The following is a 21,674-nucleotide window of genomic DNA, read 5'->3' as shown; positions in this document are numbered from 1 at the left end:
GCATGTGCCTGAAGGAGGCCTGACGTGAAGAAGCTTCTCGCGCTTGGTGCTGTTGCCGGTGCCATCTTCCTGGTGGTTCGGCGGAGCCGTTCCGCGAAGGCTGAGGCCGACCTCTGGCGTGAGGCTACGGCCCCCGCCGGCAACAACGGCGCCAAGAAGTAACACCCACACATCCGGCAGTGACCCACCACCCCTCCGGGCGGTGGGTCACCCGCCCGGCACCTGGGCCGAGTCCCAGACGGGGACGTAGCTCAATTGGCAGAGCACTGCCTTTGCAAGGCAGGGGTTAGGGGTTCGATTCCCCTCGTCTCCACGTCCTCAGGGCGACCCTGCTCAGTGCTTCGCACTTTCGCCGGGTCGTCCGTCATTGTGTTGGGGGGCCGAGCCCCCAAACCCCCCACGTGCCGCCTTCGGCGGCGTTGCGTTGCAGCGTGCTTCTTCTCAAGAAAATGGTGTGTTGAGCCCAGGCTGGTGGCCTGGGCTTTGTGGTTTGTCAGGCTTGTTGGGCGACGGGGGCTGTGGTTGTTGGGGTTGGGAGGCGGGGGGTTTGGTAGGGGCCGTTGACTGTTGCGCCGCCGTCGATGGGGATGGTCTGACCGGTTATCCACTGGGACAGATCTGAGGTGAGGAACAGGATGGCCGCGGCTATGTCGGCGGGGAGGCCTACCCGGCCCAGGGGGTGGAGGGCGTCGAGGGCGAGGCGGGTTTCGGGGGTTTGTGCGGCGGCGACGCGTGGGGTCCAGGTGATGCCGGGGGCTACGGCGTTGACGCGGATGTTGCGGGGGCCGAGTTCGACGGCGGCCGTGCGGACCAGGGACATCAGTCCGGCTTTGGCCGCACCGTAGGACACGTGGTTGGGGGCGGCGCCGATTCCGGTGACTGAGGCGACGAAGACGAAGCTGGCGCCGGCCGGGTCCGCATGGGGAACACCGAGTTGGAGGGCGAGGACTGCGGGGCGGAGGTTGTCGTTGAGTGCCGCTGCCCAGAGATCGTCGTTGTGGTCGACGATCGGCGCCCACTTGGCGAGACCGACGATGTTCACAACACCGTGGAGAGGGCCATAACTAGACACTGCGTCCGCGTAGACATCGGTCATGGCTTGGCGGTCGGTCGCGTCGGCGGTGTAGTGCTGACCGTTGACCTCGGCGGCGACGGCAGCGCCGCGGGACGCGTCGATGTCAACGCAAGTGACACGTGCACCCAGTTGCGCCAAGGCGTGCGCGGTTTGCTGTCCGATGCCCTGACCGGCGCCGAGGACGACGACGTGACGGTTGTCGAGACGCAACAAGTGGCGGTAATCCGGCGTTTCCACTGGGTACGGGCCTTCCTTCGGTACCGTTGGGACGGTGAGGGAAAAGGGCGGGTTCTGGGTCGGCTTGTTCGCCGCGTTCTTCTATCCGTTCACGTGGCTGCTGACCAAACGCACCGCCAAAGGTCTGGCGCACGTGCCGATGCGGGGCGGCGCCTTGGTGGTGCTGAACCATCCGTCGTACATCGACCCCATCATCGACGCGATCTACATCCACGAGCACGGCCGGGTGCCGCGATTTTTCACCAAACACACGCTGTGGAACATTCCCGGACTCGCGAGAGTACTCGACGGCGCCGGCCAGATCCCGGTGTTCCGCGGAACCGCGAACGCGGGCGACAGCCTGCGGGGCGCGCACGACGCGCTCAAGGCGGGCAAGGTCGTGATCATCTATCCCGAGGGCACGCTCACCAAGGACCCGGACGGCTGGCCGAGCGATCTGCGCACGGGTGTCGCGCGGCTCGCGCTCGCCAACGATGTCCCGGTGGTCCCCGCGGCCCGTTGGGGCACAAGGGAGATCTTCGACAGCCGGCGCCGGCGGTTCCGGCCGTTCCCACGCAAACCCGTACAGCTCCTGGTGGGCGAACCGGTGGACCTCAGCGAGTACCGTGGCCGCGACGAGGACCGAGAGCTGCTGCGGGAGGTCACCGAGGTGATCATGGGACGGGTTACCGAGCTGCTCAAGGAAATCCGGGGATGAACGTCGTCCGCGTGTCGAAGTTCCTGTCACGTCACTTGCGGCACGCGCCGCAGGACATCGGCCTGACCTTGGACGAAGGCGGCTGGGCGGACGTCGACGAACTGCTTGCCGCGTGCGCGAAGGCGGGCATCCAGATCACGCGGGCCGATCTCGAGCACGTCGTCGAGACGAACAACAAACAGCGTTTTGCCTTGATGGGCAACAGGATCCGGGCCAACCAGGGACACTCGATCACGGTCGACCTCGGACTCACGCCGCGGCGTCCGCCGGACCTGCTGTACCACGGGACGATCGCCGCGAACCTGCCACAGATCCGGGCCGAGGGCCTACGGCCGATGGGACGACAGGACGTGCACCTGTCGTCCGATGTGGACACTGCTGTTCGGGTGGGCTCCCGGCGGGGGAAGCCCGTTGTGCTTACCGTGCAAGCGGAATCGATGTACGCCGAGGGCTACGAGTTCCGCGTCAGCGAGAACGGCGTCTGGCTGGTCGCTGAGGTTCCGCCGCGATTCCTGACGTGACTGCGTTTTCGACGTCGAGCCAGGTCAGGGTCGGCGTCGCCCACTCCGGCGCGGGTGTCTTCTGTGGACCGAACAGGTACAGGTGCTCGACGGTCTCACGCATGTGGCCGAGCACGTCCCGCCGGTCGTCGATGAAGTGCGTGATCTGAAGCCGCTTGCAGTGCAGTGCTTTCTCCGGGCGTTGCCGGCAGAACCGCTTGTTCTCGGGAGATATCCCGGTCAACGTCCAGAAGTCGTTGTAGTCCAGCCACTCCCGGGTACGCTGCTGGATCCGTTCGCCGCACTTGGACACGATCCACACGCGACCTTCGAACAGTTCGGTCAGCCGACCGATGACCTCGAAAGCGTCCGGCTTGGCCGGCGTGCGCATCGCTTCCTCGAACCCTCCACTGAGGAATGTCGTGTCGTCCCCGCCGAGCTCGGCGGAGCCCTCGTTGATCACCCGGCCGAAATCGATGCCGAGTCTTGCTTGTCTCATGTCATCAAGTCTGGGGCGCGAGCGGCTCAATCAGAACTATTGCTCGGCGCAGAACTATAGTTTGAAGTTATGTTTCCCGTGGAGGCGCTGCCGTCGTTCCTGGCGTTCGCCGAGCACCTCAACTTCACGACCGCCGCCCGGGAGCTGCACATCTCCCAACCCGCCCTGCACGTCAAGGTGCGCAAACTCGCCGAAGCCGTCGGTCGCCCGCTCTACCTCAGGGACGGCCGCCGGCTGGTGCTGACCGCCGATGGTGAGGCGCTGGCGCGGTTCGCACGCGACCGCGAGGACCAGCTCGACGACTTCCTACAGCACCTCGCCGGCGAGGCACAGCAGCGTCCCGTCGTGCTTGCCGCAGGTCAGGGCGCCTATCTGTACCTGCTCGGCGACGTCATCGCTCGCGAGGCGACCCGGCTCCGGCTGATCACGTCGTCCCGCGCGCAGACCCTCGCCCTGGTCCGCGACGGCCGAGCGCATCTCGGGGTCGCCGTGCTCGACGCGGTCCCGGACGACCTGGACACCGTCCTGCTCGCCAAGTACCCGCAGAAGCTGGTGCTCCCGCCTGGGCATCCGTTGGCGCAGCGAGAAGTGGTGCACGTGGCCGACCTCGCCGGGATGCGGATGGTCGTTCCACCCGCGCCTCGCCCGTTGCGGATGATGCTCGAGCGCGCGGCCGCCGGGGCGACCTGGGAGGTGGCGGTCGAGGCGGAGGGCTGGCCACTGATGCTGCACTTCGTCCAGTTGGGAGTCGGCGCGGCGGTGGTCAATGGTTGTGTGCGGACCGGCCTGCCGAACCTGCCAATCGTGGATCTACCTGCGGTTCCGTACTACGCGGTGCACCGCCGAGGGGCGCTGTCCGACAGCCGGATCAGGCGGATGCTCGACGAGATCCGCCAGTCGCTTGGTTCAACGTGAAACAACGGGGATGATCTGTGCCGTGACTCAGGCGGCCGGAGTGGTTCTGGCAGGCGGCTCCGGTTCGCGGCTCGGGCGGGACATCAACAAGGTCTACGTGCGGCTGGCCGGGCGGCCGGTGCTGGCGTGGTCGTTGCAGGCGCTCGCCGGCCACAGCGATGTGCTCGTGCTCGTGACCCGCCCGCAGGACGTCGACTACATGGCCGAGGTCGTCGGCGATCTGGCTGTCGAAGTGGTGTCCGGTGGCAGCACGCGCCAGGAGTCCGAACTCGCCGCGCTCCGGCACCTCGCACCGCGGATCGAGGCGGGCGACATCGACACCGTGCTCATCCACGACGGCGCGCGACCGTTGGTCAGCAGCGACCTCGTCGCCGCCGTGCTCAAGGCGACCAAGCAGTACGGCGGCGCGATCCCGGGTCTGCGCGCCGAGGACCTGGCCGCCGAGCAACCCGACGGGCGGATCCTGCCGATCCCCGACGCGCTCGTCGCGGTCCAGACGCCCCAAGGGTTTCTGGCCGCGCCGTTGCTCGCCGCCTACGAACAGGCCGCGCGGGACGGGTTCGACGGCACCGACACCGCGTCCTGCGTCGAGCGGTACACCGACATTCAGGTGCACTGGGTGCCCGGCGAGCAGCGCAACCTGAAGATCACCTTCGAGCACGACCTGGTGGTCGCCGAACGGATCCTGGTACCGCGGTGAGCACAGCGCGTGGCCTGCACGCTCATCTGCTTGACTCGCTTGGCATCGCGCTGGCCTCCGGCCGGCACCCGAGCGGGACGATCCTGCGCCTCGACGAGCTGACCGCGACCTACGGTGTGTCCAGAACCGTTGCGCGGGAAGCGGTCCGGGTGCTGGAGGCGCTGCGGATGGTGCGCAGCCGGCCCAAGATCGGCATGATCGTGCTGCCGATGAGCGACTGGAACCTGTTCGACCCGCAGCTGATCCGGTGGCGACTGTCCGGTGGGGACAGTCGGCGGCTGCTGGGTCAATTGTCGCAGTTGCGCGGCGCCGTCGAACCGGCCGCGGCCGCGCTAGCCGCGGTGAATGCCACTGCCGAGCAACGAGAAGAGCTGGTCCGCTTATCCGACGAGCTGCTCAAACTGGCCGAGAGCCGGGACATTCCCGCGTTCATCGCCGCCGACATCGCGTTCCACCGGTTGGTGTTCCTGGCTTCCGGCAACGACTTGTACGTGCACGTCGGTGAGGTGACCGCGTCCGTGCTCAACGGGCGGGTCGCGCTGAGCCTGATCCCGCCGCGCCTGGACGCCGCCGCGATGGACTGGCATGTCGTTGTGGCACAGGCGATCGCGCGAGGCGACGCGGCCGAGGCGGAACGAGCGACCCGGTCGATCGTGCGGCAGTCCGCCGCCGAGGTCGACCAGTTGCTCGAACCCTGAGTCCTGCCCACGCCGGCAGGACTCAGGGGCGTGACTCAGGCCGTTGTCGTCACGGAACGCCGCCGCTGCCAGAGCTTCGCGACCGTGTAGCTACCTGGGCCAAGAACGGCGATCAGCAGGAACACCCAGCTGTACACCGCGGCGAGCTCGCCACCGTTCTGGATCGGCCACAAGGCCTTCTCCTGATGAGCGGTGAAATACGCGAACGCCATCTCCCCTGAACAAAGCAAGGCCGCGATGCGCGTGCCGACTCCGAGCAGCACGGCCATGCCACCAACCAGCTCGATCACCGCCGCGAACCAGCCAGGCCAGGTCCCGAATGTGACGACCTTGCCGCCGAACGCGCCGAACATCTTGGCCAGACCGTGGCAGACGAACAGGAGTCCGACCACGACCCGGAACAACGAGAGGAGATCTTCCTTGCGCCTCTGGACCACGTCCATCCAAACCCCTTCACATGTGCAGGATCATGCGACAGCGAGTTACGCCCGGTGGACCGGCGCGGTTCACCGAGGCGCGCAAGTACCGCCGAATGGGCTCTGGTTGACTGGGAGCCCTATGAAGCCGCTGACTTCAGCCCTGCTCCTGCTGGCCTGCCTGGCCGGCTGCACCTCGTCGCCGCCCGCGCCGGAGCCCGCGCCGTCCTCCGCTGTCACGACTCCCAGCACGACCGAACCCGACGGCCCGCCCGCCCCACCGGAACCGGTCGCCGACGGCCCGTGCCCCTACCTGGAGAGCGCCTTCGTCGCCGACGCCAACGGCCAGCGCGCCACCAAGGTCCGCATCTCGGCCGACAAGCCCCACCCCGCCTGCTTCTTCTACCGCGCCGACGGCAACATCCAGCTGACCGCGCGCGTGTACGTGGGCACCGCCAAGATCGCCAAGCAACTGGTCGACGAGGCGGCCCCCATCGCCACGTCGAACCCGGCCACCGCGCCCGCTGGGTGGAAGGGCGGCTCGGTCGGGTCGGAGAAGGGGTCGGTGTACGCCGTCGCCAAGGAAGGCACGGCCGTCATCGTGACCTCGAACCAGGCCCAGTCGATCAAGGCCCGCCGGGTCGCCGAAAAGGCCATCACCACCCTCGGCCTGTAAGCACCCATCGGGGCACGGACGCACCTGAGCCCGCGGCCCGTGGCGGAAAGTGATCGCCAGGGCGCGGGCTCGGTGGGGTGAGTGGGCTGGTTACTTCTTCTGGGGAGCGGCCGGCTTCGGGGCGGGTTTGCCGTTTTCCTGGGCCTTGGACTCCGGCGCCTGCTCGTCCTCGGACGTGGTGCGCGGTTCGGGGGTGGTGAACGCGTCGTTGGTGGACGAGCTGGTCTTGGCACGCACGACGGCTGCCGTGCCCGCCGCGGCGAGCACGAGGCCGAGGATCCAGGGCCACTTGCGGCGCCCCTTCTTCTCCGTGCCGGTCAGGTGCTGGACGTTCGCTTTCGCCTGCTTCGCGGTCTTGGCCAAGTCCTTCCTGGTCGCCTTGGCCTTGCGGGCCAGCCGGCGGCGCGCCTTGCGGGTCTTGGCCAGCGCCTCCTCGGCCTGGCCGGCCAGCATGTGCTCCGCCCGGCGGACAGCGTCCACGGCCTTGTCCACCGCTTCAGGAGCCCGGGTCATCGCCTTCACCTCGTCGGTTGCTTCGAAAGGGATACTTGGTTGACAGGTTCCCCATCCTGCCCCTTCCGAACCGTTCCCGCCGTGGATGGCACGATTGAGGGCGTGGCAGAAAGCAACGAATCACTCGTCGGGACCAAGGTCACCGCCATCCTGCACACCACGATGGGTGACATCCGGGTGAAGCTGTTCCCCGACTACGCGCCCAAGACGGTCAAGAGCTTCGTCGGCCTGGCCGAGGGCACCAAGGACTACTCTCCGCAGAACGCGCAGGGCGGCACATCCGGCCCGTACTACGACGGGGTGATCTTTCACCGGGTGATCAGCGGTTTCATGATCCAGACCGGCGACCCGACCGGTACCGGCCGCGGCGGGCCCGGGTTCACCGTGCCGGACGAGTTCGTCGCGGAGTTGCAGTACAACAAGCCGTACCTGCTCGGCATGGCCAACATCAACCAGCCGAACACCAACGGCTCGCAGTTCTTCATCACCGTGAAGCCCACGCCGCACCTGAACTTCAAGCACACCATCTTCGGTGAGGTGTCCGACCAGGAGTCGCGCAACGTCGTGGACGCCATCGCCCGGGTGGCGACCACTCCGGGTGACGACCGGCCGGTCGAAGAAGTGGCGATCACCCGGGTCGAGATCGAGCGAGGCTGACCGACATGAACCCAGAGGGCATGCCGGCCTGCGTACGGCATCCGGACCGGCCGACGGGCCTGAGGTGTGTGCGCTGCGAACGTCCGGCGTGCCCCGAGTGCCTCCGTGAGGCGTCGGTCGGCTACCAGTGCGTCGACTGTGTGAACGAGGGCAGCAAGCAGGTGCGCCGGCCGGTGACCGTCGCCGGCGCCGAGCTCAACCAGAAGCTGCTGGTCGTGCCCGTGCTGATCGCGATCAACGTGGCCGTGTTCGCGTTCAACGCCTACCAGGCGCACAGCATCAACAGCAACTGGCGGTCCCAGTCGTACGCGGACGGGGTGCTGATCCCGTCGTTCGTCACCGACGGCGAGTGGTGGCGGCTGTTCACCTCCGGTTTCCTGCACATCGGTCTGACCCACCTGCTGCTCAACATGGTGTCGCTGTGGATCATCGGCCGGGAGCTGGAGATCGTCTTCGGCCGGCTGCGGTTCCTGGCGCTCTACCTGGTCTCGATGCTCGGCGGCAGTGCGGCGGTGTACATCCTCAGCGCCGCCGGGGCCGCCGGCGCGTCCGGCGCGATCTACGGGCTGATGGGCGCGCTGCTGGTCACCGTGATCCGGCTGAAGCTGCCGTTGGGCCAGGTCATCGCCGTGATCGCGCTGAACCTGGCGCTCAGCTTCTCCGGGTTCCTGGCCATCTCCTGGGAGGCGCACATCGGCGGCCTGGTCGTCGGCGCGCTGGTCGGCGCCGGGTTCCTGTTCCCGCCCGCGGCCATCCGCAACAAGGTCCAGGCGGTCACCCTGGTCGGCACGGTCGTGCTGCTGGTGGCGCTGATGGTCGGCGTCGGCGACCTGGCCGTCGTGGGGACCTAAATCCGGGACGTCAGATGCGCAGCTCGGTGAGGGCCTCGGCGACATCCTCCGGGGCCACGCCGAGGTCCAGCCAGCCGAGCACGACCAGGTCGTCCTCGGCGTCCAGTTCGAGGGTGCTCACCTCGCGGCCCAGCCGCTTGGTGCGCACCACCCGGACGTTCACCTCGGACCACGCCCACTCGCGCCGGCGTAGCAGGCCACGGACCCGTACCCCGCTGCTGTCCGCCGCGAGCCGGGGCCGCGCCACCGTTCCGAAGAGCGACAACAACGCCGCCACCAGGGCCGCGATGCCCACCAGCGCCTTGCCCGCCCGGTCGTCGGTGAGCACGGCGAAAGCGACCGTGCCCACCACAAAAGCCCAGCCGAGCGCAACCAGCGCGGCCGGGGGTGACCAGATCAGACGAGCCTTTGGTGACGTCACGTAACGGTGTGTCCTACTTATCCACAGCAGTTGTCCACACTGGGGATGAGTTACAGCCTTGTGGTTCAGTGACGCTGGGCTGAACGGGTGTCATCCAACGTCCCACCAAAGAGTGAACGCTGCTCAGCGCCACTTCATCGTCATCAGCAGGCCGCCGATCATCAGGGCGAACCCGATCGCGAAGTTCCAGTTCCCCAGATCGTTCATGAACGGGATCTGCTGCCCGGCGATGTAGTTCACCACGAGCCACGCTAGCCCGATGATCATGACGCCCAGCATCACCGTGATGTAGATCGGATGCGAAGGGCCACCCCCACGCACCTTCACCGGGGTACGGCGATCGCCTGCCGGCGCCGTGTAGACGCTCTTCTTGCGAACCTTGGACTTGGGCATCGTGTCCTCGCCTGGCGTTATGCGTGCGTATACGGCGGACAGGAGACGTGCGCAACTGCCGCCGTAGGAACACGTTAACGTAGTCGAAGACGGTCGCGGTCCACCAGGGGAGTACGTGTGGGAAGTCATGAGGGTGACCACAACTCCGGTCGCTTGTACGGAGACCTCGAAGACCGGCCGCCGCAGCGCCCCGACCGGGCCCGCACGGTGGTCCGCAACATCGGTGAGCTGCTGATCACCGCGGGCCTGATCGTCCTGCTGTTCGTGGTCTACGAGGTCTACATCACCGACCTGCTCTCGGCTGGCAAGCAGCGTGAGGCCACCGCCGCCCTGGACGACCAGTGGGACAAGAACAAGGACGTGGTCGAGGGCGGTGAGCGGACCAACAAGTACGACCTGGAGGAGGGCAAGGGCTTCGCCAAGCTCTACCTGCCCTCGCTCGGCCCGGACGTGCACTTCACCGTCCTGGAGGGCACCTCCGACAAGATCCTGGAGAGCGGCCCGGGCCACTACAAGGGCACCGCGCTGCCGGGCGAGCCGGGCAACTTCTCCATCGCCGGGCACCGGGTCGGCATGGGCGCCCCGTTCAACGACCTCGACCTGCTCGGCTCCTGCGACGCCATGGTGGTGGAGACCAAGGCGGCCTGGTTCGTCTACCGGGTGCTGCCGATGAAGGGCGAGGCGGCCAGCTGGGACCAGCGGCAGAAGGGCAACCCGCACTGCGCCGACGTCAAGCCGCTGGGCGGCCCGTACGCCAAGGTGCTCGGCTCGGAGATCGTCGTGCCCTCCCAGGGCGGCGTCATCTCGCCGGTGCCGAACAGCCCCGGCGCCGCCCCGCCCGCCGACCAGGCCTCGCTGATCACGCTGACCACCTGCCACCCGAAGTTCTCCGACCGGCAGCGGCTGATCGTGCACGGCGTGCTGGTCAAGCAGTGGGCCAAGGACCCGGCGAAACCGGGCGAGGTGCCGCCGGAGCTGAAGGAGAACGGCTGATGTACGGCTGGATCTGGCGGCGGCTGCCCGGACCGATCGGCGTCCGGGTGGCCATCGCCGTCGTGCTCGTCCTGGCCGTGGTGGCGCTGTTGCTGTTCGTCGTCTTCCCGTGGCTCGAGCCGATGCTCTGGTTCAACAACGACACGATCTAGAAGTGGTCCACCAGCTGGGTGAACCGCTCCAGGTGCAGTACGCCGGTGTCGGCGGGGTCCAGCTCGTCGTGCTCGAGCACCCAGGTGTGCTGGTTCGGGATGAACACCGCGCTCATGCCGACCTGGCGGGCGGGCAGGATGTCCGACTTCGGTGAGTTGCCGATCATCCAGGTCCGGCCGACGTCCAGGGACCGCTCGCCGACCAGCGAACGGTAGGTCGGCACGTCCTTCTCCGGCACGATGTGGACGCTCGCGAAGTGGTGGGCCAGGTTGGACGCGTCCAGCTTGCCCTGCTGCTCGTCCGGGTTGCCCTTGGTGAGCAGGAGCAGCTCGTGCCGGCCGCCGAGCTCGGCCAGCGTCTCCGAGACGCCCGGCACCAGGTCGACCTTGTGCTCGCGCAGGCGGGCGGCCAGCTCGTCGATCTCCCGGCGCTCCCGGTCGTTCACCGGCCGGGAGTTGATGTGCTCGAACATGGCGTGCAGGCTGCCCAGCAGGGCCTTGCTGCCGTAGCCGAGGATCGGCACGTTGGCCCGCTCGATGTCGTTCAGGATGGCGCGCAGCTGCGCCCGGTCCATCGTCGGGTGCCTCAGCCACTCCAGGTAGTCGTCGATCACCCGCTCGAACAGGACGTTGTTCTCCCAGAGCGTGTCGTCCGCGTCAAAGATGAGCACCTGCTTCACGCGGCGGACAGTACACCGGATTCTGGTACGCCCGCACCACTTTTAACTCATGAGCGTGGCTTGCGCGGCGGCGAATAGCATCAGTGCCATGCGCGTACTGGTGGTCGACAACTACGACAGCTTCGTGTTCAACCTGGTCCAGTACCTGGCCCAGCTCGGCGCGGAGTGCGTGGTGCACCGCAACGACGCGGCCGAGCTGGACTCGCTGGACGGCTTCGACGGGATCCTGGTCAGCCCCGGCCCGAGCACGCCGGAACGAGCCGGCCGCAGCATCGAGGTGGTCAAGCGGGCCGCCGAGCTGAAGCTGCCGCTGCTCGGTGTGTGCCTGGGCCACCAGGCCATCGGCGTCGCCTGGGGAGCCACTGTGGACCGCGCTCCCGAGCTTCTGCACGGCAAGACCAGTCAGGTCCACCACACCGGCGCCGGCGTCCTGGCGGGCCTGCCAGACCCCTTTACGGCCACCCGCTACCACTCGCTGACGATCCTGCCGGAGACCGTGCCAGACGAGTTCGAGGTCACCGGGCGGACCGATACCGGGATCGTGATGGCCATGCGCCACCGGTCGCTGCCGATCCAGGGGGTGCAGTTCCACCCGGAGTCGGTGCTGACCGATGGCGGCCACCGGATGCTGGCCAACTGGCTGGCGTCCTGCGGCCACCCGGTCGCGGAGTCCGTCGTCGCCGAGCTGGAGCAGGGGATGCGGGCCCTGACGAAGGCCGCCGCCGTCCGCTAGCCAGCTCAGCAGCTCAGCAGGCGGGCGGGGCCGATGGGCTCGTCGTGCCCACCACCGATGTGCCCAGCGTGTTCGACGTGGTGGTGCCACCGGGAGCGGTGGTGACCGTCGTCGTGGTGGCGCCGGCCGGCGGGCTGGTCGTGGTCGTGTCAGTGGGGCACGAAGGCGTCTTGATCTCGTCGTCGTTGCGCCACTGGCTGATCATCGATCGGGCGGCGTCCAGGTCCGCCACGGACAGGCCCTGGCTGACCTGTTCCTTCTGCGCCGACGGCAGCTGGTTGACCGTGAGCGGCCGGCAGTCCGTCTTGTCCGGCGGGCACGAGCCCTCCACCTTCCGGTGCAGCTCCAGGCCCAGCACGGTGCCGCGGACGCCCTGGAAGACCGAGACCTCCGAGTTCTCCCCGACGGCCACGTAGTAGTTCGTGTACGCGAGATAGCGCACCACAGCCGCCGCGATGGCCAGCAGAACCACCGCCACGGCCGCGCTGATGATGATCAGGCGGCCGCGTTTGCGCTTCTTCTTCGCAGGCTGGGGCGGTTGCGGTGGCTGCTGCATCGCCTGCGGCCCCATGGCCACCGGCGGCCGCGGCGGGGAGGTGTTCTGTCCCGGCTGCGGCACCGGCTTGAGGTGGTTGTCCGTGCCCGGGCCGGCCGCCAGCGCCTGGGTGACCTGGCTCGGCTCCTCGTCGACCACGTCGGCCACGATCACCGTGACGTTGTCCGGGCCGCCGCCCTGCAGCGCCAGCTCGATCATCTTGTCCGCGCACGCCTGCCGGTCGGGGATCTTCATCGTCTCGGCCAGCTTCTCGGTACCGACCACATCGGACAGACCGTCCGAGCACAGCAGGTACCGGTCGCCGATCCGCGTCTCGCGCACCGACAGGGTCGGCTCGATCACCTCGTGGCCGACCAGCGCGCGCAGCACCAGCGAGCGCTGCGGGTGGGTGAGCGCCTCCTCCGGCGTGATCCGGCCCTCGTCCAGCAGCGACTGCACGAAGCTGTCGTCCCGGGTGATCTGCGAGAACACGCCGTCGCGCGACAGGTACGTGCGCGAGTCGCCGATGTTGACCAGGCCGAGCCTGCCGCCGCCGAACAGGATGGCGGTCAGCGTGGTGCCCATGCCCTCCAGGTCCGGGTCCTGCTGGACCAGCTCGGCGATGGTGTCGTTGCCGGCCACGACGGCCTCGTGCAGCTTGCCGAGCAGGTCGTCACCCGGCGGGTCCTCGTCCAGCGGCGCCAGCGCGGCGATCACGACCTTGCTCGCGACCTCACCGGCGGCGTGCCCGCCCATCCCGTCGGCGATCGCGAGCAGGTGCGGCCCGGCGTACACCGAGTCCTCGTTGTTGGACCGGTGTAAGCCGCGGTCGCTGCGTGCCGCGTACTTGATCACGAGCGTCATGTCCGGAGCGGGCTCTCAACCCAATGTTGCCCAACCACTGCTGTCCGCCTTTCCGGACGCTCACCGTCCAGGTACCGCCAGGCCGAGATCTCGGGGGCAACAACATACAAAACCACTACCGGCGGCCGTTCCTCAGCCACCGCCAATGCCGATGCCTTTACTTGCGATCTTGACGTTCACCGGCTGGTTCTTCGCGATCTTGTTGTTGGCCCCCGGGTCCTGCTCGACGACCTCGTCCTTCTCGTCCGGGCTGTCGGGGGTCACCTCGGTGATGTTGAACTGGCCGTCCCAGCCCGCGGTGCGCAGCGCGTTGAGCGCGTCCTGCTTCTTCAGCCCGACCAGGTTCGGCATGCTGATCTGGTTGCTGTTCTGCGGGCCCTTGGACACCTTGACCGTGATCGTGCTGCCCGGCTTGGCCTTCTTCGGCGCGTAGTCGGTGACCGTGCCCTCCGGCTGGTCGGAGTCGACGTCCTGGCGGTTGACCTGCCAGCCGTCGGACTCCAGGTTGGACTTCGCGGTGTTGAAGTCCTGCCCGGTCACCGGCGTCACGTTCTGCTGCGCCTGTGCCCTGCCGATCAGCAGCTTCACCTGCGAGCCCTTGGGCACCTGCACCCCGATGCCCGGGCTGGTGTTGCTCACCTTGCCGATCAGCTTGGCGTCGGTCACCTCCTCGGTGTCCTCACCGGACACCGTGAACCCGGCCTGCTGCAGGATGTTGGTGGCGTCTTCCTTGCTCTTGCCCTTGACGTCCGGGATGCCGACCTGGTTGGCGGCGCGGCCGACCTGGAGGGTCACCGGGTTGTTCTTGTCCGCCTTGCCGGGCTGCGGGTCCTGGCTGATCACCAGGCCGACCTGCTCGGCGCTGCACGGCGCGGGGGCGCCGCCCTGACCGGGCTCGCAGCTGATCGGGGTCACCTGGATCTTGGTGAACCCGGCGTCGGTGAGCTGTTTGCGCGCGGCCTGCTCGGTCTGGCTGTGCACGTCCGGCAGGTTGACGATGCTGGAGCTCGGTGTGTCCTTGTTCAGCAACGAGGTGACCAGGTAGATCGCCAGCACGATCACCGCGACCACGAGCAGCGTGACGATCGTGGTGATCCACGCCTTGCGGCGCTTGCGCCGGCGTTCCTCCTCACCGTCGTCGTAGCTGTCGTAGTCGTCGACCATCGCGTCCGGCCGGTGCCGGCCGCGCGGCGGGATGAACTCGGTGGCCCGGGTCTGCTGGCCCATCATCGCGGTGCGGTCGTCCTCGGACATCACCATCGGCGCGGCCGGCCGCTGGCCGGACAGCACCCGGACGATGTCCATCCGCATCTCCGCGGCGGACTGGTACCGGTTGGCCGCCCCTTTGGCCATCGCTTTCAGCACGATCGCGTCGAGTTGGGGGCTGACCCGGGGGTTGAGCTGCGACGGCTTGCGCGGGTCCTCCCGCACGTGCTGGTAGGCAACGGCGACAGGGGAGTCGCCGGTGAACGGCGGCTCGCCGGTGAGCAGCTCGAACAGCACGCAACCCGTTGCGTAGACGTCACTCCGGGCGTCCACGGTCTCACCACGGGCCTGTTCGGGCGAGAGGTACTGGGCGGTGCCGATCACCGCGGCGGTCTGCGTGACGGCCGCCTGGCCGTCGTGCACCGCGCGCGCGATGCCGAAGTCCATCACCTTGACCGCGCCGGTCTTGGTGATCATCACGTTGGCGGGCTTGACATCCCGGTGGATGATCCCATGTCTGTGTGAGAAGTCGAGTGCCGCGCAGACGTCCGCCATGATCTCCATGGCGCGCTGGCCGGGCAGCGGGCCCTCGGTCTTGACGATGTCGCGCAGGGTCCGCCCGTCGACGTACTCCATCACGATGTAGGGCAGCGGGCCGTACTCGGTGCGCGTCTCACCGGTGTCGTAGACCGCGACGATGGCGGGATGGTTCAGCGCGGCGGCGTTCTGCGCCTCGCGCCGGAACCGCTCCTGGAACTGCGGATCACGGGCCAGGTCGGCACGCAGCACCTTGACCGCGACGTCACGGCCCAGCCGCACGTCCCGACCCTTGTGAACCTCGGACATGCCGCCATAGCCGAGCGTCTCGCCCAGCTCGTAGCGATTGGAGAGCAGTCGCGGTGTCGTCATCGCTGCGTTGTCCCGCTCCTAGTCAACTTCTCGATCCCATCATGCCCGCTCTTGCTTGATCGCCAGGCCGTTTTCAACCAGGCGGCTGCCCGTCGTGGACGCACTCGACGGTCACCTTCGACCCCCGGTCGAGCGTCCCGACCGGCTGCACGCTGGTGACGAGGCACGATCGCAGGTCCTGCGACGGCTCGCCCGGCGTCGATCGCACGTCCGGTTCCAGCCCAGACTTCCGCAACTGCTCAGCAACGTAGTCGGCGGGGTGGCCGAGCAGCTCGCCCGGCTTCACCTGAACTGGTCCAGGGCGTCCCTGTCCGCTGGGTTCACGGTACGACGGCTCGCCGGCCGGGAAGCTGACACCCGACGCGCCCGGCGTGGCGCCGGAGGTCGGAGTACCCGGTGAACGGGTACCCGAACCGGTCAGCTTCGGTATCGCCCACACTCCCAGCACCACCAGGGCCACCAGGAGCACCGCGAGCAACGTCCACAGCCAGGCCCGGCTCCCACGCCGCGGCGGTGGCGGCGGCAACGGGAACGAGCCGGTGCCCGGCGGCACCATCGGCGGAACCATGCCGCCCGTGACGATTCGTGGGTGCGTCCCCGTGTGGTGGGGCTGCGGCGCGGACGCCGCCATGACCAGACCCGACGGGGTCGGCAACGGCCGCCCCGCGCGGACCGCGGCGACCGCCGCGGCGAACTCCCCGCCACTGCCGTAGCGCCGGCGGGGGTCCTTGACCATGGTCGCCTCGATGACGGCCCGCGCACCCGGCGGGACGTCCGGCGGCAACGGCGGCGGGATGTCGCGGATGTGCATCATCGCGACGGTCACCGCGTTCTCCGACAGGAACGGCCGGTGCCCCATCAGGCACTCGTACCCGACCACGGCCAGCGAGTACACGTCACTTGCCGGTTCGGCGTCGTGCCCGAGCGCCTGCTCGGGGGCGATGTAATGGGCCGTTCCCATCACCATTCCGGACCGGGTGACCGGCGCCGCGTCGGCCGCCTTGGCGATGCCGAAGTCGGTCAGCTTCACCATCCCGGCCGGGGTGATCATGATGTTGCCCGGCTTGACGTCCCGGTGCACGTAGCCGCCCGCGTGCGCGGCCTGCAGCGCGTTGCCCGCCTGCTCCAGGATGTCCAGCGTGCGTTCGGCGTTGATCCGGCCCTCGCGGGCCAGGATGGCGGCCAGCGGTTCGCCCTCGACCAGCTCCATCACCAGGTAGGCGGTGTCCTGCGGGCCGTCCGGCACCGCCGCCGTCTCGCCGTAGTCGTGCACCGAGGCGATCCCCGGGTGGTTGAGCGAGGACATCGTCCGCGCCTCGGTGCGGAACCGGTGCAGGAACTCGGCGTCCCCGCACAGCTCCGGCTTGAGCACCTTCACCGCGACAGCCCGGTCCAGCCGCGTGTCCGCGGCCTCCCACACCTCGCCCATGCCACCGACGGCGATCCGCCTCGCCAGCCGGTAGCGGTCGGCAAGCAGCTGCCCCGACGTCAGCATGCTCACCTACTTCCCGATTCCCGGCAGCGCGTTGATGGTGGCCCGGCCCACGGACGCGGCCACCGACCCACCGGTCGCGGCCAGCCCGCGGTCACCACCGTTCTCCACCACGACGGCCACGGCTATCTGCGGGTTGTCCGCTGGGGCGAAGGCCACATACCAGGCGTGCGGCGGGGTGGCCTTGGGGTCCGCGCCGTGCTCGGCCGTCCCGGTCTTCGAGGCGATCTCCAGGCCAGCCACCTTGCCGTCGCCCTTGGTGTTCGCCTCGGACTTCTTCATCATGTCCCGCAACGTGCTGGCGTTGCTGCCGGACATCGCGCGGCCGATCTCGTCGGCGTCGAAGTCGGAGATCACCTGCAGGTCCGGCGCCAGCACCTTCTGCACCAGCTGCGGGCGCATCACGATGCCGTTGTTGGCGATCGCGGCGGCGACCATCGCGTCCTGCATCGGGGTCAGCAGCACGTCCCGCTGGCCGATGCCGGTCTGGAACAGCGCCGCCCGGTCGGGCAGCTTGCCGATGCCGGAGGGCACCACGGTCATCGGGATCTGCAGGTCGGTCTGGCCGATGCCGAACTTCGCGGCCTGCTCCTGCAGCTTGTCCTTGCCCAGCTGGTCGGCCAGGGTGGCGAACGCGGTGTTGCAGGACAGCGCCAGCGCGGTCTCCAGCGGCACCTGGTTCTGGTCGGCCGGGCCGCAGTGGCTGTGCGCGAAGTTCTCCAGGTCGGTCTTGGTGCCGGGCAGCTGGATCGACGCGTCCGCGGGCAGCAGGTAGTTCTTGTCCTTGCCGTCCTCCAGCGCGGCCGCGGTGACCACGAGCTTGAAGGTCGAGCCGGGCGGGTAGGTCTCCGAGATGGCCCGGTTGAGCATCGGCTTGAGCTTGTTGTTCTCGTCCCGGATGGTGTCCCAGTACGCCTGCTGCTCGTCCGAGTCGTGCGAGGACAACGGGTTCGGGTCGTAGGACGGGGTGGACACCATCGCCAGGATCTCGCCGGTCTGCGGGCGCAGCGCGACCACCGCGCCGACGAAGTTCTTCTTCGTCATGGCGTCGTAGGCGGCCTGCTGCACGGCCGGGATGACCGTGGCCTGGATGTTGCCGCCGCGCGGGTCGCGGCCGGTGATCAGGTCCGACAGCCGGCGCACGAACAGCCGGTCATCCGAGCCGTTGAGGATCTCGTCCTCGGCCCGCTCCAGCGCGCGCGAGCCGTAGCGCACTGAGTAGTACCCGGTGACCGGGGCCATCGCCGCGCCGAACGGGTACTGCCGCAGGTAGCGCAGCCGGTCGTTGGTCGGCGTGACCTTCGCCAGCAGCTCGCCGCCGACCGGTGAGATCAGCTTGCCGCGCTCCCGGGAGTACTCGTCGTAGAGCACGCGCTGGTTGCGCGAGTCGGCGCGGTAGTCGTCCGCGTTGACCATCTGGATGTAGGTGACGTTGGCCAGCAGCAGCACCAGCATGGCGATCATGGCGAGGCCGACCCGCCGCAGGGGTGTGTTCATGTCGGCCGCTCCACCATGACCGTGCTCGCCTCCGCGATCGGCGCCTGCTGGACCGGCCGCGGGCGCGAGCCGGTCTGCGGCCGCCGTGCCGCGTCGGAGATCCGCAGCAGCAGGGCGACCAGGATGTAGTTCGCCAGCAGGGACGACCCGCCGTAGGACAGGAACGGCGCGGTGATGCCCGTCATCGGGATCAGCGCCGTCACGCCGCCGACCACGACGAACAGCTGCATGATGATGGCGAACGACAAACCCCCGCCGAGCAGTTTGCCGAAACTGTCGCGGACCGCGACCGCGCTGCGCAGGCCGCGCATGGCCAGCAGCATGTACACCATCAGCACGGCGGCCAGGCCGATGAAGCCGACCTCCTCGCCGATCGCCGCGGTGATGAAGTCGGTGTTGGCCTCCGGCACGATCTCCGGCCGCCCGGCGCCCAGCCCGGTGCCGGCCATCCCGCCGGTGCCCAGGCCGAACAGGCCCTGCGCGATCTGGTAGCTGCCGCCCAGCCTGCCGTAGACCACCGGGTCCATCGGGTGCAGCCAGTTCGCCACCCGCTGCTGCACGTGCGTGAACAGCGAGTACGCCACCAGCGCGCCGCCGATGAACAGCACGAGGCCGATCACCACCCAGGCCACCCGCTCGGTGGCCACGTACAGCATCGCCAGCACGATGCCGAAGATCAGCAGCGACGTGCCCAGGTCCTTCTCGAACACCAGGACGCCGATCGCCACGCCCCAGGCCAGCAGGATCGGCCCGAGGTCACGCGCCCTCGGCATCTCCAGGCCGAGGAACCGCCTGCCCGCCACCATGAACAGGTCCCGCTTGGAGACCAGGAAGGAGGCGAAGAAGATCATCAGCAGGATCTTGGCGAACTCACCCGGCTGGATGGAGAACACGCTGCCGAACCGCAGCCACACCTTCGCGCCGTTGACCTCGGACAGCTTGCTGGGCAGCAGCGCGGGCAGGGCCAGCGCGATCAGGCCGACCAGGCCGGCGGTGTAGCCGTACTTGGTCAGCGCGCGGTGGTTCTTGACGAAGTACAGCACCACCAGGAACAGCACCAGCGCGATCGTGGTCCACATGATCTGCTTGGGCGTCGCGGCCGAGAACCCCTTGCGGCCCTCCAGCGCCAGGTCGATCCGGTAGATCATCACCAGGCCGAACCCGTTGAGCATCGCCACACACGGCAGGATCAGCGGGTCCGCGTACGGCGCCCACTTGCGGATCGCCAGGTGCGCCACGGAGAACAGGGCCAGATACGCCAGGCCGTACCAGAGGATCTGGATGGTCAGCTTCTGTTCCTGGTTGATCGCGACCAGCATCAGCGCCCCGGTCACCAGGGCCGCCGCGAACGCGAGCATCGCCAGTTCGGTACCGCGCCTGGTGGGAGCCTGGTTGGCGGGCGCGGGGGTGCCCTGCTGTCCGGTCGCCGGCGCCGGACCCGCCCCGACGGGGACCGGTTGTGCCATCAGCCGCCGCCACCCTCGTTGTGCTCCGGGCGGCAGTCGATCCCCGGCCGCGGCGCCGGCTTGGCGATCGTGCTGGTCGCGTCGGCCGGTGTCTGGCCGGACGGTGGGGGCGGGGTCACCGAGGTCTGCTCCTGCTGCTGCTTGGTCGCGTCGGTCGGACACGGATCAAGGACGTTCTCGGTACGCAATCGGTTGATGAACTCGCGCGCCTCTCTCAGGCTGGAGTACGAGGTGCCGCTGCCGAGCACGGTGTCCTTGCCGCTCTGGTCCAGCTGGTCGACGTAGCGCTTGTTGCACTTGTCCAGCGCCGGGTCGCACGACCCCTCCACCTCACGGTGCAGCGAGATACCCAGCACGCTGCCCGGCACCCCCTGGAAGATCGCGATCTCGCCCTTGTACTTGTCTGTGCCCTCACCGACGTAGTAGTTGCGGAGCACGAAGTAGCGGATGGTGAACGTGCCCGCGACCAGCAGCACGACGATCGCCGCGGCCGCCGCGATCCAGCGCATCCGCTTGCGGCGCTTGGCCTTCGGGTCCTCGGCCGGCTTCGGCGGCTCCACCGCCGGCTTGGGCTCGGGCTTCGGCGCGGTCAGCGCGGCGGCCCGGAACGCGGCCGAGTCCTGCGGCTTGGGGTCCTCACTGCCGTCCCCGGCGGCGCCGCCCACGATCGGGTCGTCGTCGCCGTAGTCGACGTCCACCACGTCGGCGATGATCACGGTGACGTTGTCCGGACCACCGCCCTTGAGCGCCAGCTCGATCATCCGGTCGGCGCACTCCTGCGGATCGGGGATCTGGATCGCCTCGGCGAGCGTCTCGTAGCTCACGACCGACGACAGGCCGTCCGAGCACAGCAGGTACCGGTCGCCCGCCCGCGCCTCCCGGATGGTCAGCGTCGGGTCGATGTCGTACCCGGTCAGCGCCCGCAGCAGCAGCGACCGCTGCGGATGGCTGGTCGCCTCCTCCGCGGTGATCCGGCCGGCGTCCACCAGCGACTGCACGAACGTGTCGTCGTGCGTGATCTGGGTGAACTGGCCGTTGCGGTTGAGGTACGCCCGCGAGTCACCGACGTGCACGACCCCGAACCGGTTGCCGGCGAACAGCATCGCGGTCAGCGTGGTGCCCATCCCGTCCAGCTCCGGATCGGCCGACACCAGCTCGGAGATGGCGCCGTTGCCGGCGAGCGTGGCCTCCCGCAGCTGGCCGAGCAGATCCTCACCCGGGGTGTCGTCGTCCAGCGGAGCCAGCGCGCCGACGACCACCTTGCTGGCGACCTCACCGCCGTTGTAGCCCCCCATGCCGTCGGCCAGAGCGAGCAGGCGTGGACCTGCGTACACGGAGTCCTGGTTGTTCGAACGCACCAGGCCCCGGTCGCTGCGAGCCGCGTAACGGAGGACAAGGGTCATGAGCGCAGCTCGATCACCGTCTTGCCGATCCGGATCGGGACACCCAGCGGCACCCGAAGCGGAACCGTCACCTTGGCCCGGTCCAGATACGTGCCGTTGGTGGACCCGAGGTCCTCGACGTACCAGTCGGTGCCGCGCAGCGAGATGCGCGCATGCCTGGTCGAGGCGTAGTCGTCGTCCAGCACCAGCGTCGAGTCGTCCGCACGGCCGATCATGATCGGCCGGCCGTCCAGCGAGATCCGCGTCCCCGCCAGCGCGCCGTGCGTCACCACCAGCTGGCGCGGCGCCTTGCCGCCGCCCTTGCCCTTCTGCCGGCGGAAGCCGGGCACCGAGACCTTCAGGCCGGACGCCGCGTACAGGTCCGAGCGCACGATCCGCAGTGCGGCCAGCACGAACAACCAGAGCAGGGCGAGAAACCCTGCTCTGGTCAGCTGCATCACCAGCTCTGGCACCTGTTGTGACCGCTCCCTAAAAATTGCAGCCGACACCGCTCGAA

Annotated in this window: 26 protein-coding genes and 1 tRNA gene; 13 read left to right on the top strand and 14 right to left on the bottom strand. The window is 68.6% G+C overall.

The annotated features are described in order from the left end of the window. The first annotated feature begins 24 nt into the window (after positions 1-24). Together AB0J95_RS04530 and AB0J95_RS04525 are read left to right on the top strand one after the other, a co-directional pair. Positions 25-162, top strand: a complete 138-nt coding sequence (locus AB0J95_RS04530; protein ID WP_364752208.1) for a DLW-39 family protein — start codon at positions 25-27, stop codon at positions 160-162. Between the two features lie 78 nt (positions 163-240). Further along, positions 241-313: transfer RNA gene (locus AB0J95_RS04525), tRNA-Ala, on the top strand. Positions 314-493: 180 nt separating this feature from the next. Here AB0J95_RS04525 and AB0J95_RS04520 read toward each other — a convergent pair. Beyond that, on the bottom strand, positions 494-1,312 hold the full coding sequence (locus AB0J95_RS04520) for an SDR family oxidoreductase (protein WP_364752206.1): 819 nt from the start codon (positions 1,310-1,312) through the stop codon (positions 494-496). A 34-nt stretch (positions 1,313-1,346) separates the two neighbouring features. Between AB0J95_RS04520 and AB0J95_RS04515 the strand changes: the two genes are divergently transcribed. Then, positions 1,347-2,009 (top strand): lysophospholipid acyltransferase family protein, encoded by a 663-nt coding sequence (locus tag AB0J95_RS04515; protein WP_364752203.1) that lies wholly within the window; start codon positions 1,347-1,349, stop codon positions 2,007-2,009. After that, a complete protein-coding gene (locus tag AB0J95_RS04510; protein ID WP_364752200.1) occupies positions 2,006-2,530 on the top strand; it encodes an RNA 2'-phosphotransferase in 525 nt (174 codons plus the stop codon). The genes AB0J95_RS04515 and AB0J95_RS04510 overlap by 4 nt, the downstream gene beginning before the upstream one ends. Here the strand turns inward: AB0J95_RS04510 and AB0J95_RS04505 are convergent. After that, positions 2,475-3,008 (bottom strand): hypothetical protein, encoded by a 534-nt coding sequence (locus AB0J95_RS04505; protein ID WP_364752199.1) that lies wholly within the window; start codon positions 3,006-3,008, stop codon positions 2,475-2,477. The two genes, AB0J95_RS04510 and AB0J95_RS04505, sit on opposite strands and share 56 nt — an antisense overlap. A gap of 69 nt (positions 3,009-3,077) precedes the next feature. Here AB0J95_RS04505 and AB0J95_RS04500 point away from each other — a divergent pair, with 69 nt between their 5' ends. Genes AB0J95_RS04500 through AB0J95_RS04490 form a run of 3 tightly spaced genes read left to right on the top strand, consistent with a single transcriptional unit; the run spans position 3,078 to position 5,321 of the window. Further along, the gene (locus AB0J95_RS04500; RefSeq protein ID WP_364752197.1) at positions 3,078-3,923 is read left to right on the top strand and encodes a LysR family transcriptional regulator; all 846 of its coding nucleotides are present in this window, start codon (positions 3,078-3,080) and stop codon (positions 3,921-3,923) included. Positions 3,924-3,945: 22 nt separating this feature from the next. Next, a complete protein-coding gene (locus AB0J95_RS04495; RefSeq protein WP_364752195.1) occupies positions 3,946-4,623 on the top strand; it encodes an IspD/TarI family cytidylyltransferase in 678 nt (225 codons plus the stop codon). After that, the gene (locus tag AB0J95_RS04490) at positions 4,620-5,321 is read left to right on the top strand and encodes an FCD domain-containing protein (RefSeq protein WP_364752193.1); all 702 of its coding nucleotides are present in this window, start codon (positions 4,620-4,622) and stop codon (positions 5,319-5,321) included. Before AB0J95_RS04495 ends, AB0J95_RS04490 begins: the two co-directional genes overlap by 4 nt. Before the next feature lie 35 nt (positions 5,322-5,356). Here AB0J95_RS04490 and AB0J95_RS04485 read toward each other — a convergent pair whose 3' ends face one another. Then, the gene (locus tag AB0J95_RS04485; protein WP_364752192.1) at positions 5,357-5,764 is read right to left on the bottom strand and encodes a DoxX family protein; all 408 of its coding nucleotides are present in this window, start codon (positions 5,762-5,764) and stop codon (positions 5,357-5,359) included. A gap of 115 nt (positions 5,765-5,879) precedes the next feature. On the opposite strand from AB0J95_RS04485, the gene AB0J95_RS04480 reads away from it, so the two are divergent. Then, positions 5,880-6,413: a DUF2020 domain-containing protein gene (locus AB0J95_RS04480; protein WP_364752190.1), complete on the top strand. Its 534-nt coding sequence runs from the start codon at positions 5,880-5,882 to the stop codon at positions 6,411-6,413. A gap of 90 nt (positions 6,414-6,503) precedes the next feature. On the opposite strand, the gene AB0J95_RS04475 is transcribed toward AB0J95_RS04480, so the two are convergent. Next, the gene (locus tag AB0J95_RS04475; protein ID WP_364752189.1) at positions 6,504-6,926 is read right to left on the bottom strand and encodes a hypothetical protein; all 423 of its coding nucleotides are present in this window, start codon (positions 6,924-6,926) and stop codon (positions 6,504-6,506) included. Between the two features lie 102 nt (positions 6,927-7,028). On the opposite strand from AB0J95_RS04475, the gene AB0J95_RS04470 reads away from it, so the two are divergent. After that, entirely contained in the window at positions 7,029-7,583 is a 555-nt protein-coding gene (locus AB0J95_RS04470) for a peptidylprolyl isomerase (RefSeq protein WP_364752187.1), read from the top strand. A gap of 5 nt (positions 7,584-7,588) precedes the next feature. Continuing rightward, on the top strand, positions 7,589-8,434 hold the full coding sequence (locus AB0J95_RS04465; protein WP_364752185.1) for a rhomboid family intramembrane serine protease: 846 nt from the start codon (positions 7,589-7,591) through the stop codon (positions 8,432-8,434). Positions 8,435-8,444: 10 nt separating this feature from the next. Here AB0J95_RS04465 and AB0J95_RS04460 read toward each other — a convergent pair whose 3' ends face one another. Beyond that, positions 8,445-8,855 (bottom strand): PH domain-containing protein, encoded by a 411-nt coding sequence (locus AB0J95_RS04460; protein ID WP_364752183.1) that lies wholly within the window; start codon positions 8,853-8,855, stop codon positions 8,445-8,447. Between the two features lie 123 nt (positions 8,856-8,978). After that, positions 8,979-9,248 (bottom strand): cell division protein CrgA, encoded by a 270-nt coding sequence (gene crgA / locus AB0J95_RS04455; RefSeq protein WP_364752181.1) that lies wholly within the window; start codon positions 9,246-9,248, stop codon positions 8,979-8,981. Between the two features lie 117 nt (positions 9,249-9,365). Here crgA and AB0J95_RS04450 point away from each other — a divergent pair, with 117 nt between their 5' ends. Together AB0J95_RS04450 and AB0J95_RS04445 are read left to right on the top strand one after the other, a co-directional pair. Further along, positions 9,366-10,241, top strand: a complete 876-nt coding sequence (locus tag AB0J95_RS04450; RefSeq protein ID WP_364752178.1) for a class E sortase — start codon at positions 9,366-9,368, stop codon at positions 10,239-10,241. Continuing rightward, a complete protein-coding gene (locus AB0J95_RS04445; RefSeq protein WP_364752175.1) occupies positions 10,241-10,393 on the top strand; it encodes a hypothetical protein in 153 nt (50 codons plus the stop codon). The genes AB0J95_RS04450 and AB0J95_RS04445 overlap by 1 nt, the downstream gene beginning before the upstream one ends. Here the strand turns inward: AB0J95_RS04445 and AB0J95_RS04440 are convergent. Continuing rightward, on the bottom strand, positions 10,390-11,073 hold the full coding sequence (locus AB0J95_RS04440; RefSeq protein ID WP_364752172.1) for an HAD family hydrolase: 684 nt from the start codon (positions 11,071-11,073) through the stop codon (positions 10,390-10,392). The two genes, AB0J95_RS04445 and AB0J95_RS04440, sit on opposite strands and share 4 nt — an antisense overlap. An 88-nt stretch (positions 11,074-11,161) precedes the next feature. Between AB0J95_RS04440 and AB0J95_RS04435 the strand changes: the two genes are divergently transcribed. Continuing rightward, positions 11,162-11,806 carry an aminodeoxychorismate/anthranilate synthase component II gene (locus tag AB0J95_RS04435; protein ID WP_364752169.1) on the top strand — a complete coding sequence of 215 codons (645 nt, stop codon included), beginning with the start codon at positions 11,162-11,164 and terminating at the stop codon, positions 11,804-11,806. 13 nt (positions 11,807-11,819) lie between these two features. Here AB0J95_RS04435 and AB0J95_RS04430 read toward each other — a convergent pair whose 3' ends face one another. The 7 genes from AB0J95_RS04430 to AB0J95_RS04400 form a co-directional block, all read right to left on the bottom strand. Next, the gene (locus tag AB0J95_RS04430; RefSeq protein WP_364752167.1) at positions 11,820-13,205 is read right to left on the bottom strand and encodes a protein phosphatase 2C domain-containing protein; all 1,386 of its coding nucleotides are present in this window, start codon (positions 13,203-13,205) and stop codon (positions 11,820-11,822) included. Between the two features lie 132 nt (positions 13,206-13,337). After that, complete coding sequence (pknB, locus tag AB0J95_RS04425) at positions 13,338-15,320, bottom strand: Stk1 family PASTA domain-containing Ser/Thr kinase (RefSeq protein ID WP_364752164.1); 1,983 nt, start codon at positions 15,318-15,320, stop codon at positions 13,338-13,340. Between the two features lie 73 nt (positions 15,321-15,393). After that, positions 15,394-16,815 carry a serine/threonine-protein kinase gene (locus AB0J95_RS04420; RefSeq protein ID WP_364752162.1) on the bottom strand — a complete coding sequence of 474 codons (1,422 nt, stop codon included), beginning with the start codon at positions 16,813-16,815 and terminating at the stop codon, positions 15,394-15,396. Positions 16,816-16,821: 6 nt separating this feature from the next. Next, the gene (locus AB0J95_RS04415; protein WP_364752159.1) at positions 16,822-18,309 is read right to left on the bottom strand and encodes a penicillin-binding protein 2; all 1,488 of its coding nucleotides are present in this window, start codon (positions 18,307-18,309) and stop codon (positions 16,822-16,824) included. Then, positions 18,306-19,775 (bottom strand): FtsW/RodA/SpoVE family cell cycle protein, encoded by a 1,470-nt coding sequence (locus AB0J95_RS04410; RefSeq protein WP_364752157.1) that lies wholly within the window; start codon positions 19,773-19,775, stop codon positions 18,306-18,308. The genes AB0J95_RS04415 and AB0J95_RS04410 overlap by 4 nt, the downstream gene beginning before the upstream one ends. Continuing rightward, complete coding sequence (locus tag AB0J95_RS04405) at positions 19,775-21,178, bottom strand: PP2C family serine/threonine-protein phosphatase (protein WP_364752154.1); 1,404 nt, start codon at positions 21,176-21,178, stop codon at positions 19,775-19,777. The genes AB0J95_RS04410 and AB0J95_RS04405 overlap by 1 nt, the downstream gene beginning before the upstream one ends. Continuing rightward, positions 21,175-21,630 (bottom strand): FHA domain-containing protein, encoded by a 456-nt coding sequence (locus AB0J95_RS04400; RefSeq protein ID WP_364752151.1) that lies wholly within the window; start codon positions 21,628-21,630, stop codon positions 21,175-21,177. The genes AB0J95_RS04405 and AB0J95_RS04400 overlap by 4 nt, the downstream gene beginning before the upstream one ends. Between the last annotated feature and the right edge of the window lie 44 nt (positions 21,631-21,674).

It is taken from the genome of Actinocrispum sp. NPDC049592, assembly GCF_040675465.1.
Taxonomy (GTDB): Bacteria; Actinomycetota; Actinomycetes; order Mycobacteriales; family Pseudonocardiaceae; genus Kibdelosporangium.
Note: the sequence above shows the minus strand (reverse complement) of the source record. Positions and strands in the feature narration are given on the sequence as shown.

What these genes read in the sequence shown, in the direction of transcription:
- AB0J95_RS04480 (WP_364752190.1), top strand. Translation starts at nt 5,880, where the DNA reads ATGAAGCCGCTGACTTCAGCCCTGCTCCTGCTGGCCTGCCTGGCCGGC.
- AB0J95_RS04475 (WP_364752189.1), bottom strand. Translation starts at nt 6,926, where the DNA reads ATGACCCGGGCTCCTGAAGCGGTGGACAAGGCCGTGGACGCTGTCCGC.
- AB0J95_RS04510 (WP_364752200.1), top strand. Translation starts at nt 2,006, where the DNA reads ATGAACGTCGTCCGCGTGTCGAAGTTCCTGTCACGTCACTTGCGGCAC.
- AB0J95_RS04410 (WP_364752157.1), bottom strand. Translation starts at nt 19,775, where the DNA reads ATGGCACAACCGGTCCCCGTCGGGGCGGGTCCGGCGCCGGCGACCGGA.
- AB0J95_RS04500 (WP_364752197.1), top strand. Translation starts at nt 3,078, where the DNA reads ATGTTTCCCGTGGAGGCGCTGCCGTCGTTCCTGGCGTTCGCCGAGCAC.
- AB0J95_RS04445 (WP_364752175.1), top strand. Translation starts at nt 10,241, where the DNA reads ATGTACGGCTGGATCTGGCGGCGGCTGCCCGGACCGATCGGCGTCCGG.
- pknB (WP_364752164.1), bottom strand. Translation starts at nt 15,320, where the DNA reads ATGACGACACCGCGACTGCTCTCCAATCGCTACGAGCTGGGCGAGACG.
- AB0J95_RS04420 (WP_364752162.1), bottom strand. Translation starts at nt 16,815, where the DNA reads ATGCTGACGTCGGGGCAGCTGCTTGCCGACCGCTACCGGCTGGCGAGG.
- AB0J95_RS04415 (WP_364752159.1), bottom strand. Translation starts at nt 18,309, where the DNA reads ATGAACACACCCCTGCGGCGGGTCGGCCTCGCCATGATCGCCATGCTG.
- AB0J95_RS04485 (WP_364752192.1), bottom strand. Translation starts at nt 5,764, where the DNA reads ATGGACGTGGTCCAGAGGCGCAAGGAAGATCTCCTCTCGTTGTTCCGG.
- AB0J95_RS04435 (WP_364752169.1), top strand. Translation starts at nt 11,162, where the DNA reads ATGCGCGTACTGGTGGTCGACAACTACGACAGCTTCGTGTTCAACCTG.
- AB0J95_RS04465 (WP_364752185.1), top strand. Translation starts at nt 7,589, where the DNA reads ATGAACCCAGAGGGCATGCCGGCCTGCGTACGGCATCCGGACCGGCCG.
- AB0J95_RS04405 (WP_364752154.1), bottom strand. Translation starts at nt 21,178, where the DNA reads ATGACCCTTGTCCTCCGTTACGCGGCTCGCAGCGACCGGGGCCTGGTG.
- AB0J95_RS04430 (WP_364752167.1), bottom strand. Translation starts at nt 13,205, where the DNA reads ATGACGCTCGTGATCAAGTACGCGGCACGCAGCGACCGCGGCTTACAC.
- AB0J95_RS04505 (WP_364752199.1), bottom strand. Translation starts at nt 3,008, where the DNA reads ATGAGACAAGCAAGACTCGGCATCGATTTCGGCCGGGTGATCAACGAG.
- crgA (WP_364752181.1), bottom strand. Translation starts at nt 9,248, where the DNA reads ATGCCCAAGTCCAAGGTTCGCAAGAAGAGCGTCTACACGGCGCCGGCA.